The organism is Marinobacter shengliensis, assembly GCF_030297115.1.
Taxonomy (GTDB): domain Bacteria; phylum Pseudomonadota; class Gammaproteobacteria; order Pseudomonadales; family Oleiphilaceae; genus Marinobacter; species Marinobacter shengliensis.
Window position 1 is genome coordinate 4085999 of sequence record NZ_AP028062.1, and the last position, 16024, is coordinate 4102022.

Consider the following 16024-nt stretch of genomic DNA (forward strand, 5'->3'; position numbering starts at 1 on the left):
GGATTAATCCTTGTCCAGGCGGCCGACCAGCGAGAGTTCGAAGTTGGCACCCATGTACTTGAAGTGCGGGCGCACGGCCAGGGAGACCTGGTACCAGCCCGGATCGCCCTCCACTTCCGACACTTCCACCTTGGCGGCACGCAACGGGCGGCGGCTGCGGACTTCGGCGGGCGGGTTTTCCTGGTCGGCCACGTACTGGCGAATCCAGGTGTTCAGTTCCCGCTCCAGATCCTGGCGTTCTTTCCAGGAGCCGATCTGTTCGCGCTGCAGCACTTTGATGTAGTGGGCCAGGCGGTTCACGATCATCATGTACGGCAGTTGGGTACCCAACTTGTAGTTGGTTTCCGCTTCCTTGCCTTCTTTGGTGTTCGGGAACTGCTTGGGCTTCTGCACCGAGTTGGCGGAGAAGAACGCGGCGTTGTCGCTGCCCTTGCGCATGGTCAGGGCGATGAAGCCTTCTTCCGCCAGTTCGTATTCCCGGCGGTCGGTGATCAGCACTTCGGTGGGAATCTTGGCTTCCAGCTGGCCGAAGGACTCAAAGGTGTGCACCGGCAGGTCTTCCACGGCACCACCGCTTTGCGGGCCGATGATGTTCGGGCACCAGCGGTACTTGGCGAAGCTCTCGGTCAGGCGGGTAGCCAAAAGATAGGCGGTGTTGCCCCATAGGTAGTGCTCGTGGTCGCCGGAGACTTCTTCTTTGTAGTTGAAGCTGCGCACCGGGTTCTCGGTTGGGTCATAGGGCACACGCAGCAGGAAGCGCGGCGCGGTCAGGCCCAGGTAACGGGCGTCTTCGGATTCCCGCAGGGAGCGCCACTTGGCGTATTTCGGGCCTTCGAAGACGGCACTGAGCTCCTTGATGGCCGGCAGTTCCTGGTAGCTGTCGACACCAAAGAACGACGGCGCCACCGAAGACAGGAACGGCGCGTGGGACATGGCGCCTACAGAGGACACGTACTGCAGCAGCTTCATGTCTGGCGTTGATGGACTGAAGGCGTAGTTGCCGACAATGGCACCCACCGGCTCACCACCGAACTGGCCGTATTCTGCGGCATAGATGTGCTTGTAGAAGCCGGTCTGGGTAACATCCGGTGCAAACTCGAAGTCTTCCAGCAACTCCTGCTTGGTGGCGTGCAGGATGTCGACTTTGATGTTCTCGCGGAATTCAGTGCGGTCGACCATCAGTTTCAGGCCGCGCCAGGACGATTCCAGTTCCTGCAACTTGGGGGCGTGCAGGATTTCATCCATCTGGGCACTGATCTTGCGGTCCAGCTCGACCACCATCTGGTCCACAAGGGCCTTGTTGACCGGCTGGCCTTTTTCGTCGCTTTTCAGCAGGTTGGCGATAAACGTCGCTACCCCTTTACGGGCAACATCGTAACCTTCGTCGGCCGGCGCCATACGGCTATTGGCCATGACCTGGTCCAGCAAGGACCCTTCTGCTACGGATTCGGAGGCAGCAGATTGCTGCACAGCAGTATCAGACATACCACATCCCTTCAGTACGTGATTGATAATCGGTGTTGGTTACCGGGTTCCGGTGGTGCGCTTACTCGCCGCCTTCGGTGGCCAGTTCGAGCTCGGCCAGCAGTTTTTCCCGGGCGCTGTCGTTGTCCAGCAGCTCCTGCAGCTTGGAACGGAACGAAGGCACGTTGCCCAGCGGGCCCTTGAGGGCAACCAGGGCTTCACGCAGCTCGATCAGTTTTTTCAGCTCGGGTACCTGGCGGGCAATGCTGTCCGGAGAAAAGTCGTCCAAACCCTGGAATTCCAGATTGACCGGCAGGTCATCGGCATTCTCTTCGAGCTTGTTGGAGACCGACGTAGACAAAGTCAGACCGGCTTCCTTCATGACAGAACGGAAGTTGTTCTTGTCAACGGAAATGGCTTTGCGGTCTTCGATGGGGGTTTCTTCAGCATGGCCCTTGAAATCGCCAACCACAAACATCTTCAGCGGCAGCTCGGTTTCAGCCTGCTGGTCGCCGGTGGCGGGGACATACTTGATATTGATGCGCTCTTTCGGCGCGACGGAACCGTCTTTGGCAGACATGGCGTGCTCCCTGTGCAATTCATTTGCAGTGTTGTTCAGTCCTTGATGCCTGCCGTCCTGGCAGACAACGCGTCAAACTGTACACAGGTGATCTGGCATTCTCAAGCAAAAACTGGCCAGCAATGGCCCAAACTGTGCTGTCGGGCAAACTTTTGCCAGATAGCCCTGTTGCCGGACCGAATGCAGTTTCAGTCAATGACGGCACTGCCGGCCAAGGCTATACTCGCGATATCCTTCGAGGAGACAACCATTTACACCAAGGAGACACACCATGAGTGACCTGAAGGCGAAGTTTGATGAAGCGGTAAACTATATCCAGACCGCCGAGGGCGATTTCAAACCGTCCAACGAGATGAAGCTTGAGTTTTATGCCCTGTACAAGCAAGCCACCGCAGGCGACGTGTCCGGCAAGCGCCCGGGCATGATGGATTTCGTGGGCCGCGCCAAATACGACGCCTGGGAGAAGCTGAAAGGCACCTCCAGCGATCAGGCTATGCAGCAGTACATCGATAAGCTCGACTCACTGAAGTAATACCCCCTGGGCTGTGCCCGCCCCTTTGGCGCGTGCAGCCCTCAACCGCAGGAAAATACCGCCTTCGGTTTTGCGCCGTTCAAACGTTTGTCATATGATGCGCGCAACATAACAACAACAAGCTTTCCGAAGAGTACACACCATGGATATTACCCAGGCGCTCGAGCAGTCACGGCCCGGTATGGTCGGCGATGTACAGGCCGCCATCCGCAAACGCCAGCTGAATCAGCGGGCCGAACAAACCTACCTGCACTGGATCAGCCGTTTTGTGCTGTTTCACGATCTAAAAGACCCGGCTCATCTGGCGGCAGAAGATCAACTGCTGTTTCTGGATTATCTGAGCAACAAAATCCGCGTATCTCGGGCGAGGCTTAACCAGGCCACCCAGGCGCTGACCTTCTTTTACGAGGACGTACTTGGTAAGACGGCCACCCCGAACGCAGCAGTGGCCTGAACAGGTTCGAAGTGGCGCCGGGGGAATCAGCGCCCGGTCATATTGACGTTCAGAGTATCGTAGGTGCGATTCTCCGGTGGCCGGATCGAGTAGGTGTTGCTGTGGGTCTGGCCCGGGATGAGCTTGGGATTGCTGAACCGGATATCCACCGGAATTTCGGAGCGCCCGAGATCGGTGCGGCTGTCTCTGGGCTGCAATGCCAGAGGATCAAGATAGAAGTCGTCGTCACTGGCGGTTTGCACCGGAACTCCGGCCGCCGGCGCTTCGAGCCCGCCCTCGATGACCGTATTGGCCAGGGTTTCCTCTTCGATGGAGCGGAAAGGAATGGTATCAATGGTGGAACGCTGTTCCAGTTCAAACACCGGTGCTGTGTTGTTAGCGCTTTGACCCTGAGCGCTGACAGACATCAGCCCCAGCGATAGCACAACGGTAGCCATGGCGACCGGGCCTGCCCATTTTGAACCGGTGTGAGACTCTGACGAATTCATCGCATCAACCCTGATTGATCTTCCATTGCCCTTTCGGGTGACAATTTTTGATCAGTCTATCGCCATTGGTGACGCTTTGCTCAACCAAAAGACGATTCTGTGACGATTTTCACTTGCCAGTGTCTGCCGGCTGATACCGAATACCGGTGATGACCACCGTCTTCCAGCCCTCCGGCGTTTTCACGGAGACCTCATCGTCCAGATGCTTGCCGATCAATGCCCTGGCAAGCGGGGCATTGATACTCAGATAGCCCTTGGCGAGGTCAAATTCATCCGCACCCACCAACCTGTAGGTCTGTTCCTCACCGTCATCGTCCTCGATGGTGACCCAGGCCCCGAAAAATACCCGGCTTTGATCGTCCGGCAGCCGGTCGACCACGGTAAGTTCATCCAGGCGCTTGCTCAGGAACCTTACCCGCCGATCGATTTCCCGTAGCTGCTTTTTGCCATAGATGTATTCGGCATTCTCAGAGCGATCCCCCAAGGCGGCAGCCTCGCGCACGGCTTGGGTGACTTCGGGGCGCTTCACTTTCCACAGGTACTGCAACTCCTCCCGTAACGCCTGCTCGCCGTCCGGTGTGATATAGCGCGGTCTTGGAGCCGTCGAACCTTCGGTCTTGCTCATCAGATCAGGGATTCCGGGTTAAACAGAAAATTCAGGGCATAAAAAAACCCCGTGGGTCACGGGGTATAAGGCTAGCGCTGTGCTGGAGGGAGAAGCAAGCAACTTTCTACCTGCTTCTGCATCTACAATTTCCATTCTACAGAGCGGGCATTACCCAGCGGTGGCCAAGGAATTACCTTTTTGCAAGGCTGAAACCTGGCTGATCGGCTGAAATTAGGTTGTACACTCTAGGCGCCGGAGATAGCGTGCGAGGTAATCAACACTGACTTTTCGTTTGGAGACAAATCCATGAACACCAAAAAACTGATGAACCTGGCTCTGGAAGGTGTCGATACCCTGGGCTTTCGCCTGGACAGTCTGGGCATCACCAGCAAACTGAATCGCCACAACATCGCGGCCTTTCTGATGGCTGAGCAGAAGCATCTGGAAGGGGAATGGGACAGCATTCAGGCCAAAGTGGACCGTCGCCGCTCTCAGTTCGAGCACATCAGCGGCCTGGTCGAAGCCCGCGCTGGTGCACTGATCAGCCCGGTGGTTAACCGTTTTCGCGCCAGTCAGTAAGACTCAGGCGCTACTGGTTTCGGTAGAGGACGACCTATCGTTCTGGGTCTCCTCTGCCTGTTCGGCCGGTGTTGCCTTGATCCGCTTGCGGACCCCGGTATAGGCGGGCATCTGCACGGTGACCGTCAAGCCAGGCGGCTCCTCTCCCTCATGGGTATCACTAAGCAAAATCTGGCCCTGGTGAATTTCTGCTACCGCACTGACCAGGCTCAATCCCAGGCCGTTGCCTGGCAGTGACCGACTCTTGCCCACCCTATAGAAGCGCTGGAACACCTGGCTTTTCTCGTCGTCCGGTATACCGATACCGGAGTCCTGCACCTCAAACACCGCGCCCGAGCCATCGCGGCGAACCACCACCTGGATGGAACCGTGCTCCGGTGTGTATTTGATCGCATTGTCGATCAAGTTGCTGATCATCTGGAACAGCAGGTCTCGATCACCCTCGATCATCACGCCTTGCTCCAGCGACTGGGCGAAGGCTTGCTCCTTGTCCTCCGCCAGGGCTTCGTACAATTCACAGGCATCACTGACCAGCTCGTCCAGGGACACCACTTTCATGTCCGCCGAATTCCCCCGGGTTTCCAGCCGGGCAATCCGCAACAGAGCGTTGAAGGTTGCCAGCAACTGGTCCGCCTCGGCCACTGCCCTGCCCACCTGTTCCCGGGCCTCATCGTTGTCCACGGCAATCAGGGTGTTCTCAAGCTGGTTGCGCAGGCGCGTCAGCGGGGTGCGAAGGTCGTGGGCAATGCTGTCTGACACATGGCGAATACCTTCCATCAGGTAAACAATGCGGTCGAGCATCTGGTTCAGGTTTTCGGCGAGCTGATCAAAATCGTCCTCGGTGCCGCGGGTGGGTATGCGTAGTGACAGATGGCCATTCATGATTCGCCGGGAAGTGTTATTGATGACTTCGATTCGGCGCGTAGTGCCACGGCTCATCAAAAAGCCACCCAGTAACGCCAATGCCAGGGTGATGCCCATGCCCCAGTTGATGGCGGTTTCGATCACCCGCTTGAGATTGGTGAGTTCTTCAACATCCCGCCCCACCAATAATTTCAACCCGCCCTGGACCTCGAAAATCCGGGCACGGGCCAGCCGCTCCGGGCCTTGCCAGCCCACTGAGGAATCCAGGGTAAAGTTGATCCAGCCGGTGTCCGACGAGCGACTGCCCCCTGGCCAGGTTTCAATGTTACCGGCCAGCTTGAGGAAGTCGTCTGTGGTAAGCAGGTAGATGGATTTGGCGTTGGGGTCCCGGGCGACGCGCTCACGGATGATGGTGATCAGTCCGTTCACGCCACGCCCACGGTACTGCTCCGCCAGACCGGCGATTTCCGCTTCGATGGTTTCATCGGTCTGGGCGGTCATGAAGCCGGCCGTGCGCCAGTAGATGAATGCCAGCAACAGGAATACCGATGTGGCAAACACCACCATGTACAGTAGGGCCAGCTGAAAAGAGGATGTCCTGAGCTGACTAAGCAGTTTCACGCAGCATGTATCCCGCACCCCGAACCGTCTGCAGCAGGGGCGTGTCGAATTCCTTATCGATCTTGGCCCGCAGGCGGCTGATGTGCACGTCAATCACGTTGGTCTGGGGGTCAAAGTGATAGTCCCAGACTTTTTCCAGCAGCATGGTCCGGGTGACCACCTGGCCGGCGTTACGCATGAGATATTCCAGCAGACGGAATTCCCGCGGCTGAACATCAATGTTCTGACCGGCACGCTTGACAGTCCTGGCCAGCAGGTCCATCTCCAGATCGGCAACCTTCAGCACGGTTTCCGTTTCCGCCGCCTGGCGATTGCGTCGAATCAGAGATTCGATACGGGCCAGCAGTTCGGTAAACGAAAAGGGTTTGGTGAGGTAGTCATCACCGCCGCCACGCAGCCCTTCTACCCGGTCATCCACATCGCCCAGGGCGCTGAGGATAAGTACCGGAGTTTGATTTCCCGTTGCCCGCACCGTCTTGATGATGGACAGGCCATCCATGCCAGGCAGCATGCGGTCCACAATCATGATGTCGTACTCTTCACTGGCCGCCATCATCATGCCTTCCTTGCCGTCGGCCGCATGATCCACCACGAAGTCGGATTCTCTCAGTCCCTTCAGCAGATAATTTGCTACATCCCGATCGTCTTCGATTACCAGCGCTTTCACCGGTGCTCCTCCTGATAGCGGATTACATTAACTCTTAGGGTACGAAGAACTCCGGAAACCAGCCAGTTACCATCTTGTAAGAGGGTGTCGCCTATGACGACGGTCAATTTGCCGACCGGAACCAGCTCAGAGTGTCCTCCGTTACCGACGATGGCCGGTATTCCGCACTCACCCAGCCCTGATAGCCCATTCGATCCAGCGCTGCGAAAACATTCGAAAAGTTAATCTCGCCGCTACCGGGCTCATGCCGGCCCGGATTATCGGCAAACTGGATGTGGCCAATCCACGGTAGCAGACACTCCATGGAACGAATCACATCGCCTTCCATAATCTGCATATGATAGACGTCATACTGCAACCGCACATTGTCGGCATCGAGTTCTTCAAGCAATGCCATCACCTTGCCCGTGGTGTCCAGCATGAACCCCGGCATATCCACCCGGCTGTTAATCGCCTCAAGGCACAGGGTCAGACCCGCGTCGGCAAAGCGATCAGCGGCATACTGCACGTTCGCCACCAGCGTCTCCCAGGCGATCTGCCCATCCAGATCTGCCGGCTTCAACCCTGCCAGGCAGTTCAGCTGCCGGTTGCCCAGCACCCGCGCATAGGTAATACCCTGATCCACCCCGGCACGAAACTCCTCAACCCGGTCCGGCAAACAGGCAATGCCCCGCTCCCCGGCCTGCCAGTCTCCCGGCGGCAGGTTGAACAACACCTGGGTCAGGCCCTGCTCCCGTAGCTGCTCCGCCAGCTGCTCTGCCGGCCAGTCATAGGGAAACAGGTACTCCACCGCGGTGAACCCTGCGGCCCGCGCCCGGGCAAAGCGCTCCAGAAACGGAACCTCGGTAAACAACATCGACAGATTGGCAACAAACCGTGGCATTGTCCGCTCCTTAGTTCTTTGAGTTTGAAGTGTCTTCCTTCGGGCCACGGCCCATCGACCCCAACAGAGTGCCGTTCAGGTGCTCCAGCTCCAGTAACAGACCACTGTGGTCCACATCACTGTGGCCATTGGCCACCAGTGACAAATACTCGTTATGGGTCTGCTGCGCCAACGGCAATGTCAGCCCCTCGGCCCGGGCCTCGTCCAGAATCATCCGCATATCCTTCAACTGAATCCGCGCCGGCGCACCGGGTGCAAAATCCCGGTCAATCATCCGCTGCCCGTGCAGCTCCAGAATCCGACTACCGGCAAACCCACCCATCAGCGCCTCCCGCACCGCCGCCGGGTCTGCGCCACCCTTGGCCGCCAGCAACAACGCCTCAGAAACCGCACCAATGGTAATCCCAACAATCGCCTGATTCGCCAACTTCGCCAACTGCCCGGCCCCCACCGGACCGATGCGGGTGCACTTACCCAACACCTCAAACACCGGCCGGGCCCGCGCCACATCCGCCTCAGACCCACCGGCCATAATACTCAAACGGGCTTCAACCGCTCCCAGAGTACCGCCCGACACCGGCGCATCCACAAACCCGGCACCCCGCTCCGCGGCCAACCCGGCCAACCGCCGCGCCAGCGACGGCTGCACCGAACTCATATCAATCACCAACGCCCCGGATTGCAGCGCCGCCAGAGCGCCCTGAGCCACCAGCACGTCCTCAACCACCGCGCCATTCTCCAGCATGGTGATCACAATATCGGCACCGGCGACCGCCTCAGCCGGGCTCCCGGCAATCGTTGCCTCGCCGGCAAAAGGCTCACACTTGCTCGCAGTGCGGTTCCACAGGGTCATGGGGTAACCGGCCGTTAGCAGGTTACGGGTCATCGGTGCGCCCATCAGGCCGATGCCGAGGAAGGCGATGTGAGGAAGTCTGCTCGTCATTTTTCTGGTCCCGCTCCAAAAGTAGGAGAAGCGGCTGGGTGGGTCTTTCCAAAACTGTGCGGAGCCATGGATGGCGGAGCCCAAGCGTCACATGGATGTGCCGAAGGAGCGTGTTTTGGAAAGACCCACCCAGCCGCTTCTGCCCGGATGTCTGAATTCTATAAGGTATACAAACAAAAACGCCACCAACCGCAAACGGTGGTGGCGTTTCAAGCCAAGCCGGGTGGCGCCATTCAAGCCGCTTCGATCATCTGCGCCTTGATCTTCTTCATGGCATTCTTCTCCAACTGCCGAATGCGCTCCGCCGACACACCATACTTGTCCGCCAACTCATGCAGCGTCGACTTACCATCCGTCAACCAGCGCTCACGCAGAATATCCTGACTGCGCTCATCCAGCGCCGACAACGCCTGCATCAACCGGCCATTGGAATCTTCAGACCAATCGGCGTTCTCCAGCTGCACCGCAGGATCACTGCGACGATCTTCCAGGTAGTAAGCAGGCGCCTGGTAGCTGCTGTCATCGTCGTCATCCATCGGCCCTTCGAACGAAGTGTCGTGGGACGCCAGCCGGCCTTCCATCTCGCGCACCACCCGAGGCTCTACCCCCAGATCCTTCGCGACCGCATTCAACTCATCGTGGTTCAGCCAAGCCAGCTTCTTCTTCTGACTGCGAAGGTTGAAGAACAGCTTACGCTGAGCCTTGGTAGTAGCGACCTTCACAATACGCCAGTTGCGCAGAATGAACTCATGGATCTCGGCCTTTATCCAGTGCACCGCAAACGACACCAGACGCACGCCATACTCAGGATTGAAGCGCTTGACGGCCTTCATCAGGCCCACGTTACCTTCCTGGATCAAATCCGCCTGAGCCAGGCCGTAGCCGGAATAGCTCCGGGCAATATGAATCACAAATCGCAGGTGCGACAGCACCAGCTGGCGGGCGGCTTCCACATCGCCATCATAGTGCAGGCGCTCAGCAAGCTCCCGCTCCTCATCCACGGAAAGCACCGGAATGCGACTTGCCGCCTGAATATAAGACTCAAGATTGGCACCCGGAACCAGTCTGTCAGCCAGCTGTAAACTCGTACCCATGTATTAACCTCCGAACCTGACAGCCATTAAATATAACAACTAAAACTTAGACCGCCAAGAACTTGATTAGTTCCCGAACTTTCCAGTAAAACGTTACAAAACAACAACCTGAAAAGTTCACCGTGGCTTTTCTGACCCTTAAGCTACGCCAGAACAAACTCTCTCTTCAATACGGTTTTCCCGATACCGGGATCACCCTCCGGCAATATCACCCGGCTCAATGTCATCCAGATGGCGCTTTACCGCGAGCCAAGCGCCTAGCCAGCCTAGCAGCATTGCGATGATAATCAATGCCAATGCACCGTCAAAGCCCGGCCCCTGCAGCGAGAATTCGCTGCGGTAAAGGCCTGCCAGCCGCTCAATGGGCCCGTTCAGCCACCACAAAGAGAGCTGGATCAACAACCAGGCAACCACCCCACCTCCAAGGCCAAACCAGGCCCCGGTGTACAGAAACGGCCGGCGGACAAAGGCATCGGTGCCGCCCACCAGCTTGGCTACCAGAATTTCATCCCGCCGGTTTTCAATCGCCAGGCGCACGGTATTGCCAATCACCAGAATGACCGCCGAGCCAAGCAACAGCGCCAGGGCCCATACCGCCCGGGCCAGAATGTCGGTCATGGCATTGAGCCGCTGCAACCAGCCAAGATCCACCTGCACCTGCTCAATGCCATCCATTCCATCAACAAACCGCACCAGGGCCTGCACGCCATCAGCGGAGCGGGCGCTGTCCTGGGGGGTGATCAACAAGGTATGGGGCAGCGGATTGTCATCCAGAAAATCCAGGGCATCGTCCAGGCCGGACGATGCGCGAAACTCCTCCAGGGCCTGATCCCGATCCACCAGCTGAACCGACAGGACCCGGCCATCGCCCCGGACCTCCTCCGCCAGTTCCCCGGCTTGCTCCAAAGAGACATCCATGGCCAGGTAGGCAGTGATCCTGGCACTGCTCTCCCAGCCGGCACTCACGCCCTGCAAACTGCCCAACAGCAGCAACAGTGCGACGGGCAAGGCGAGCGCCACGCCCATCACGGTCCAGGTCATCATACTGGCCACCGGTGTTTGCCAAAGACGCCGGGCGGAATCCCGGGCCACCTTCCGGTGATGCTCCAGATAGCTACGGGCCTGGGCGTTCACCGGAGACTTCCCCCGATTGGCAGCCCCGCGCCGGTTATCCTGCTTGTGCCGGGGTTCAGTAGCCACTGGCACCTCCCGCTGCCGGGGCATGCCCACCGGCGATCAGCTGGCCATGATCCAGGGTCAGCTTTCGCCGTCCCATCTCATTGATCAGGGCAATGTCGTGGGTGGCAATCAGTACGGTCACGCCCACCTGGCTGAACTCGGTAAACAAATGCATGATATCTGCAGACAGCTCCGGATCCAGGTTACCGGTGGGCTCATCCGCCAACAACACGGGCGGTTTGTTAACCACGGCCCTGGCAATGCCGACCCGCTGTTGCTCACCGCCGGATAACTGCAGCGGGTTCATTTTCTCCTTGTTCAGCAGCCCCACCTTATCCAACGCCGCCCGCACCCGACGGCCGATGTCATTGGGCGAGGCGCCCATCACCTCCAATGGCATCGCGACGTTATCGAATACAGTGCGATCAAACAGAAGCTGGTGATTCTGGAACACCACGCCGATATGCCGGCGGATGTAGGGGATCTGGCGCCGTGGCAAACTATTCAGGCGCTGGCCACCGACGATCAGCTCACCGGCCGTCGGCCGCTCCATGACCATGATCAGCTTTAGCAGGGTACTTTTGCCCGCGCCGGAGTGCCCGGTCAGAAACGCCAGCTCCCCCCGGTCCAGGTGAAAATTCACCTGGCGCAAAGCGGTGTGGTCGCTGTCATAGCGTTTGGTAACTTGGCGAAACTCGATCATTTCGGGCGCGGGCTCCGTAGCCGGTGCTTCAGTCGTCGAACAGGGCGTCGACAAAGGTTTCCGCATCAAAACTGCGCAGGTCTTCGGCCTGCTCGCCCACACCGATAAAGCGGATAGGCAGCTGCAGCTGGCGGGCAATGGCAAATACAATACCGCCTTTTGCGGTGCCGTCCAGTTTCGTCAAGGTAATACCGCTGACGCCCACCGCCTGCTGGAAGACCTGGGCCTGGCTCAAGGCATTCTGGCCGGTACCGGCGTCCAGCACCAGCATCACTTCGTGGGGCGCCGATTCATCGAGCTTTTTCATGACCCGGACAACCTTGGTCAATTCGTTCATCAGGTTGTCTTTGTTCTGCAGGCGACCGGCGGTGTCGGCAATCACCACATCGGTACCCCGGGCCTGGGCGGACTGGATAGCGTCAAAAATCACCGAAGCACTGTCGGCACCGGTATGCTGGGCCACCACCGGCACGTTATTGCGCTCTCCCCACACCTGCAACTGCTCCACCGCCGCCGCACGGAAGGTATCACCGGCCGCGAGCATGACGGATTTGCCCTCCGCCTGGAACTTCCGGGCGAGCTTGCCAATGGTGGTGGTCTTGCCGACGCCGTTCACGCCCACCATCAGTATGACGTAAGGCTTGTTGTCGGTGTGGATATCCAGCGGCTTGGTGACGTCCTTCAGCAGGCCATGCAGCTCTTCACGCAAGGCCTTACGCAGGGCCGCACCGTCCTTGAGTTGGTTGCGCTCAAGTTTGTCGGTGAGCGACTCAATGATCTCGGAAGTGGCGGTAACGCCCACATCGGCCATCAACAGGGTGGTTTCGATTTCCTCCAGCAAGTCTTCATCGATCTTCTTGCCCACCGAGAACAGGTCTGCCAGGCCGCCGGTCAGGCTGGCGCGGGTTTTACCGAGGCCCTTCCTGATTCGCTCAAAAACACTGACCTGGGCTTCCGGCTCTGGAGCCGGTTCGGGCTCTGGGGTCAACTCGGCCGCCGGCACTTCCTTGGCCGGCTCTGCCTCCGCAGCGGCTGCCTCGGGTTGCGCCTCGGCCACCGGCGCTTCTTGCGCGGCTTCCGGTTCTTCCCGGGCTGGTTCTGGTTCCGCTGGAGCCGGGCCCCGAGCTACCTCAGGTTTACTCTGAACCACCGCTTTCGGCCGGGGGGCACGCTTACGGTTACCGGCGATATCCAGTACAAAGAACAGAACTAGAAGGGCCAACAGGCCGATTGAAATCCACTCTGCCGTCATAGTCTTACCATCAGTCTGAAAGGGGCGGGCGAAAATAAAGCGCACATTCTAACAGACCTGCAGGCCTAAGTGAGGGGCTGACCCATTATCCCCTGCCGGCTGCTTTCCGGTAACATAATCGCCCACAATTCAACCTGTTCAGAACTCCGGAGCACAACCATGGCCAGACGCAAACCGGCAAACCGCAAAACCGGCCCGACGCCTGCGGCGCGCGCGCTCTCCAGCGGTACCGGGGAGCTGCGTATTATCGGCGGCGACTGGCGCAGCCGAAAGCTGAGATTTCCGGATGCCGGCGGTGTTCGCCCCAGCCCTGCACGTACCCGCGAAACCCTGTTTAACTGGCTCAACTTCCAGATTGCCGGCAGCGATTGTCTGGACCTGTTTGCCGGCTCCGGAGCCCTGGGCCTGGAGGCGCTTTCCCGAGGTGCCGCCAGCACCACGCTGGTCGACCATACCCCGGCACTGGCCAGCGCCCTGCGAGACAATCTCCGGTTATTGAAGTCTGACAAGGGTGTGGTGGTGTGTCAGGGCGCAGAAAGTTTTCTGGCCAACCGGCAGCGTCCACCCTTCGACATCGTGTTCATGGACCCACCGTTCCGACAGGACTGGCTGGAACGATTATTTCCGCTACTGGAATCCGGCCAATGGATCAAACCGGGTGGCTGGGTGTACGTGGAGCATGAGAGCGAACGGGCAACACCGCCGGTGCCTGCGGGCTGGATGCTGCACAGGCAGAAGACCGCGGGCCAGGTAACCTACAGCCTGTACCGGGTTAACCCGGAAACGGATTAGTGCTGTCGCGATAAAACAAAAAAGCCAGATGAGCGAACCCATCTGGCTTTTTTGGTGCCTCAACGGCGGGGCGCGTCAGGCAACCGGACGCAGGGAGTAGGCTCGCAGGTGCGCCGCGAACTCTTCCAGGTAGCGAATGCCGCTGGCTTCCGCCTCTTTGCACCATTCCATCAGCGCCTGCAGTTTTTCCTGGGGTTTCAGCCCGCGCTGACGCCACAACCGTTGCAGTTCGTGGCTCTTCTCGTAGATTTGGCGCAGGATTTCGTGGCGCTCCAGTACCGTTTCCAGCTGTTCTTTGTCCTTGGGCTTGATCAGCGTAGCTTCTCGGGATAACAGCTGCTTCAGCTTCCGGTAGCGGGGACGAATTTCGTCGTCCATCAGTGAACGCTGCTGGCGCAAGACCGGCTCCATGACCCGCTTGCGGTACTGACGCATGATGTCGAAACGGCTGTTGGTGATGGCCTGAACGGTTTCCACATCCATCTCCTGCTTGCCCGGAACGTAATGAGCAATCGGCCGGTAGCCCTTGGGCTTGGCAAGACCAAACAACTGGAACAGGCGAATATAGCCCCAGCCGATATCCACTTCGTACCAACGGCGGGACAGCTTGGCGGAATTCGGATAGGTGTGATGGTTGTTGTGGAGTTCTTCGCCGCCGATCAGGATGCCCCAGGGCGAGATATTGCGGGCATTATCGGCACATTCGAAATTGCGGTAACCCAGATAATGGCCAACGCCATTGACCACGCCTGCGGCCCATACCGGGATCCACATCATCTGTACCGCCCAGATCCAGATCCCGTGGACGCCAAACAGTGCCAGATTGAGTACCGCCATCAGCATGATGCCCAGCATCTTGTATCGGCTATAGACGTTGCGCTCGATCCAGTCCTCCGGGGTGCGCTGCCCATAGCGCTCGAGGGTTTCCGGGGTGGCCGCCTCGGCGTAAAGCTCTGCGCCTTCCAGCAGGACCTTGCGGATACCCAGGACCACCGGGCTATGGGGGTCTTCCTCGGTTTCACACTTGGCGTGGTGTTTGCGGTGGATCGCGGTCCACTCTTTGGTGTTCTGCGCAGTGGTCATCCACAGCCAGAAGCGAAAAAAGTGCTTGAGCACCGGATGCAGATCCAGGGCGTTATGGGCCGAGTGACGGTGCAGATAGAGCGTAACACTGACAATGGTGATATGGGTGAGCACCAGGGTGACCGCTATCAACTGCCATACCGAGAGGTCAAGGAGACCGTTAAACCACATAAATTATCCTCAAGAATTCATCAACTTCGAAAGGCGATACTGCGGAGGGAGATTCGCAAACACTCGAAGGGAATATGCTTGACCAACTTTAGCGTACAGCTGTACGCGTCAACAACACCGTTTGGTGGCTTTTTTGTTACTGTTTACACTTATGGCCCCAGAATACGTTTGCCAGCGGAGGCTTCGTGCCCGAATTACCCGAAGTAGAAACCACTCGTCAGGGCATTGCGCCCCACTGTGAAGGCCAGAAGATAAACGGGGTAGTGATTCGTAATGCCCGGCTGCGCTGGCCGATTCCCGAGGATTTACCGGAGCGCCTGCAGGGTCAGGTTATCCGGTCCGTAGACCGCCGGGCGAAATATCTGTTCCTGCACCTGGATGGCGGCACTGTTATTGTACACTTGGGCATGTCCGGCAGCCTGCGGGTGATCACCGACGGCAGCCCGGCCGCCGCCCATGACCACGTTGATGTCTGTCTCGCCAACGGCCGCACCCTGCGCTTCAATGATCCCCGGCGCTTTGGCTGCTGGCTGTGGTCCGACGACTGCACCCTGCACCCACTGATACGGGATCTTGGCCCGGAACCGCTGTCGCCGGAATTTGGTGGTGCCTGGCTGTTCCGGCTGTCCCGGGGCAAACAGAGCCCGATCAAATCCTTCATCATGGACAATCATGTGGTGGTCGGGGTTGGCAACATCTACGCCAACGAAGCACTGTTCAAAGCCGGCATACACCCGAAACGGAAGGCGGGCCGGATCAGCCTGGACCGCTATCACCGGCTGGCTGAAGCCATAAAGGAAACCCTGAGCGCAGCCATCCTGATGGGCGGCACCACCTTGCGGGATTTCGTTAACAGCGACGGCAAGCCGGGTTATTTTGCCCAGTCATTGCTGGTATATGGGCATGGTGGCGCCCCCTGCCCGGAATGTAACACCGTACTGAAGGAAATCCGGATGAACAATCGCTCCACCGTGTACTGCCCTCGTTGCCAACGCTGAAACTGCAAACCAACATCACACAACTCACACAATACAAACAAAAACCGTTTGAAATTCAGGCAATATGATT

The 16024-nt window shown here is 58.5% G+C and carries 18 protein-coding genes; 5 read left to right on the plus strand and 13 right to left on the minus strand.

What is annotated here, in order from left to right:
* Positions 1–3: 3 nt before the first annotated feature.
* Both tssC and tssB read right to left on the minus strand, forming a co-directional pair.
* Positions 4–1485 carry a type VI secretion system contractile sheath large subunit gene (gene tssC / locus QUE75_RS18660; RefSeq protein ID WP_058090747.1) on the minus strand — a complete coding sequence of 494 codons (1482 nt, stop codon included), beginning with the start codon at positions 1483–1485 and terminating at the stop codon, positions 4–6.
* Between the two features lie 61 nt (positions 1486–1546).
* Positions 1547–2044 (minus strand): type VI secretion system contractile sheath small subunit, encoded by a 498-nt coding sequence (gene tssB / locus QUE75_RS18665; protein WP_058090748.1) that lies wholly within the window; start codon positions 2042–2044, stop codon positions 1547–1549.
* A gap of 271 nt (positions 2045–2315) precedes the next feature.
* Between tssB and QUE75_RS18670 the strand changes: the two genes are divergently transcribed.
* Positions 2316–2576, plus strand: a complete 261-nt coding sequence (locus QUE75_RS18670; RefSeq protein ID WP_058090750.1) for an acyl-CoA-binding protein — start codon at positions 2316–2318, stop codon at positions 2574–2576.
* Between the two features lie 142 nt (positions 2577–2718).
* The gene (locus QUE75_RS18675) at positions 2719–3030 is read left to right on the plus strand and encodes a site-specific integrase (RefSeq protein WP_061331940.1); all 312 of its coding nucleotides are present in this window, start codon (positions 2719–2721) and stop codon (positions 3028–3030) included.
* Between the two features lie 26 nt (positions 3031–3056).
* On the opposite strand, the gene QUE75_RS18680 is transcribed toward QUE75_RS18675, so the two are convergent.
* Both QUE75_RS18680 and greB read right to left on the minus strand, forming a co-directional pair.
* A complete protein-coding gene (locus tag QUE75_RS18680; RefSeq protein WP_286255733.1) occupies positions 3057–3437 on the minus strand; it encodes a hypothetical protein in 381 nt (126 codons plus the stop codon).
* A gap of 190 nt (positions 3438–3627) precedes the next feature.
* Positions 3628–4143 (minus strand): transcription elongation factor GreB, encoded by a 516-nt coding sequence (greB, locus tag QUE75_RS18685; protein ID WP_106696056.1) that lies wholly within the window; start codon positions 4141–4143, stop codon positions 3628–3630.
* Positions 4144–4431: 288 nt separating this feature from the next.
* On the opposite strand from greB, the gene QUE75_RS18690 reads away from it, so the two are divergent.
* Complete coding sequence (locus tag QUE75_RS18690; RefSeq protein WP_061331943.1) at positions 4432–4704, plus strand: hypothetical protein; 273 nt, start codon at positions 4432–4434, stop codon at positions 4702–4704.
* A 3-nt stretch (positions 4705–4707) separates the two neighbouring features.
* Here QUE75_RS18690 and QUE75_RS18695 read toward each other — a convergent pair whose 3' ends face one another.
* From QUE75_RS18695 to ftsY, 8 genes are all read right to left on the minus strand, one after another.
* Positions 4708–6189: a HAMP domain-containing sensor histidine kinase gene (locus tag QUE75_RS18695; RefSeq protein ID WP_106696057.1), complete on the minus strand. Its 1482-nt coding sequence runs from the start codon at positions 6187–6189 to the stop codon at positions 4708–4710.
* A complete protein-coding gene (locus QUE75_RS18700) occupies positions 6176–6856 on the minus strand; it encodes a winged helix-turn-helix domain-containing protein (protein WP_011787144.1) in 681 nt (226 codons plus the stop codon). Before QUE75_RS18700 ends, QUE75_RS18695 begins: the two co-directional genes overlap by 14 nt.
* A 103-nt stretch (positions 6857–6959) precedes the next feature.
* Positions 6960–7739, minus strand: a complete 780-nt coding sequence (hyi, locus tag QUE75_RS18705; RefSeq protein WP_286252450.1) for a hydroxypyruvate isomerase — start codon at positions 7737–7739, stop codon at positions 6960–6962.
* Between the two features lie 10 nt (positions 7740–7749).
* Positions 7750–8682 carry an NAD(P)-dependent oxidoreductase gene (locus tag QUE75_RS18710; protein WP_286252451.1) on the minus strand — a complete coding sequence of 311 codons (933 nt, stop codon included), beginning with the start codon at positions 8680–8682 and terminating at the stop codon, positions 7750–7752.
* A 233-nt stretch (positions 8683–8915) separates the two neighbouring features.
* Positions 8916–9776 carry an RNA polymerase sigma factor RpoH gene (rpoH, locus tag QUE75_RS18715; protein ID WP_058090758.1) on the minus strand — a complete coding sequence of 287 codons (861 nt, stop codon included), beginning with the start codon at positions 9774–9776 and terminating at the stop codon, positions 8916–8918.
* Between the two features lie 192 nt (positions 9777–9968).
* The gene (gene ftsX, locus QUE75_RS18720) at positions 9969–10976 is read right to left on the minus strand and encodes a permease-like cell division protein FtsX (RefSeq protein WP_106696117.1); all 1008 of its coding nucleotides are present in this window, start codon (positions 10974–10976) and stop codon (positions 9969–9971) included.
* Complete coding sequence (gene ftsE, locus QUE75_RS18725) at positions 10966–11658, minus strand: cell division ATP-binding protein FtsE (RefSeq protein WP_058090759.1); 693 nt, start codon at positions 11656–11658, stop codon at positions 10966–10968. The genes ftsX and ftsE overlap by 11 nt, the downstream gene beginning before the upstream one ends.
* Before the next feature lie 28 nt (positions 11659–11686).
* A complete protein-coding gene (gene ftsY, locus QUE75_RS18730; protein ID WP_061331948.1) occupies positions 11687–12910 on the minus strand; it encodes a signal recognition particle-docking protein FtsY in 1224 nt (407 codons plus the stop codon).
* A gap of 159 nt (positions 12911–13069) precedes the next feature.
* Between ftsY and rsmD the strand changes: the two genes are divergently transcribed.
* Positions 13070–13702 (plus strand): 16S rRNA (guanine(966)-N(2))-methyltransferase RsmD, encoded by a 633-nt coding sequence (rsmD, locus tag QUE75_RS18735; RefSeq protein WP_061331949.1) that lies wholly within the window; start codon positions 13070–13072, stop codon positions 13700–13702.
* Between the two features lie 75 nt (positions 13703–13777).
* Here rsmD and QUE75_RS18740 read toward each other — a convergent pair whose 3' ends face one another.
* Entirely contained in the window at positions 13778–14956 is a 1179-nt protein-coding gene (locus QUE75_RS18740) for a DesA family fatty acid desaturase (RefSeq protein WP_106696061.1), read from the minus strand.
* A gap of 185 nt (positions 14957–15141) precedes the next feature.
* Between QUE75_RS18740 and mutM the strand changes: the two genes are divergently transcribed.
* A complete protein-coding gene (mutM, locus tag QUE75_RS18745) occupies positions 15142–15954 on the plus strand; it encodes a bifunctional DNA-formamidopyrimidine glycosylase/DNA-(apurinic or apyrimidinic site) lyase (protein WP_106696062.1) in 813 nt (270 codons plus the stop codon).
* The last annotated feature ends 70 nt before the right edge of the window (positions 15955–16024 follow it).

Bases quoted from the DNA above. Each gene is read 5' to 3' on its own strand.
- hyi (WP_286252450.1), bottom strand. From the start codon at position 7,739: ATGCCACGGTTTGTTGCCAATCTGTCGATGTTGTTTACCGAGGTTCCG.
- QUE75_RS18740 (WP_106696061.1), bottom strand. From the start codon at position 14,956: ATGTGGTTTAACGGTCTCCTTGACCTCTCGGTATGGCAGTTGATAGCG.
- tssC (WP_058090747.1), bottom strand. From the start codon at position 1,485: ATGTCTGATACTGCTGTGCAGCAATCTGCTGCCTCCGAATCCGTAGCA.
- ftsE (WP_058090759.1), bottom strand. From the start codon at position 11,658: ATGATCGAGTTTCGCCAAGTTACCAAACGCTATGACAGCGACCACACC.
- ftsY (WP_061331948.1), bottom strand. From the start codon at position 12,910: ATGACGGCAGAGTGGATTTCAATCGGCCTGTTGGCCCTTCTAGTTCTG.
- QUE75_RS18680 (WP_286255733.1), bottom strand. From the start codon at position 3,437: ATGTCTGTCAGCGCTCAGGGTCAAAGCGCTAACAACACAGCACCGGTG.
- QUE75_RS18710 (WP_286252451.1), bottom strand. From the start codon at position 8,682: ATGACGAGCAGACTTCCTCACATCGCCTTCCTCGGCATCGGCCTGATG.
- rsmD (WP_061331949.1), top strand. From the start codon at position 13,070: ATGGCCAGACGCAAACCGGCAAACCGCAAAACCGGCCCGACGCCTGCG.
- QUE75_RS18690 (WP_061331943.1), top strand. From the start codon at position 4,432: ATGAACACCAAAAAACTGATGAACCTGGCTCTGGAAGGTGTCGATACC.
- QUE75_RS18670 (WP_058090750.1), top strand. From the start codon at position 2,316: ATGAGTGACCTGAAGGCGAAGTTTGATGAAGCGGTAAACTATATCCAG.
- rpoH (WP_058090758.1), bottom strand. From the start codon at position 9,776: ATGGGTACGAGTTTACAGCTGGCTGACAGACTGGTTCCGGGTGCCAAT.
- QUE75_RS18675 (WP_061331940.1), top strand. From the start codon at position 2,719: ATGGATATTACCCAGGCGCTCGAGCAGTCACGGCCCGGTATGGTCGGC.
- greB (WP_106696056.1), bottom strand. From the start codon at position 4,143: ATGAGCAAGACCGAAGGTTCGACGGCTCCAAGACCGCGCTATATCACA.
- tssB (WP_058090748.1), bottom strand. From the start codon at position 2,044: ATGTCTGCCAAAGACGGTTCCGTCGCGCCGAAAGAGCGCATCAATATC.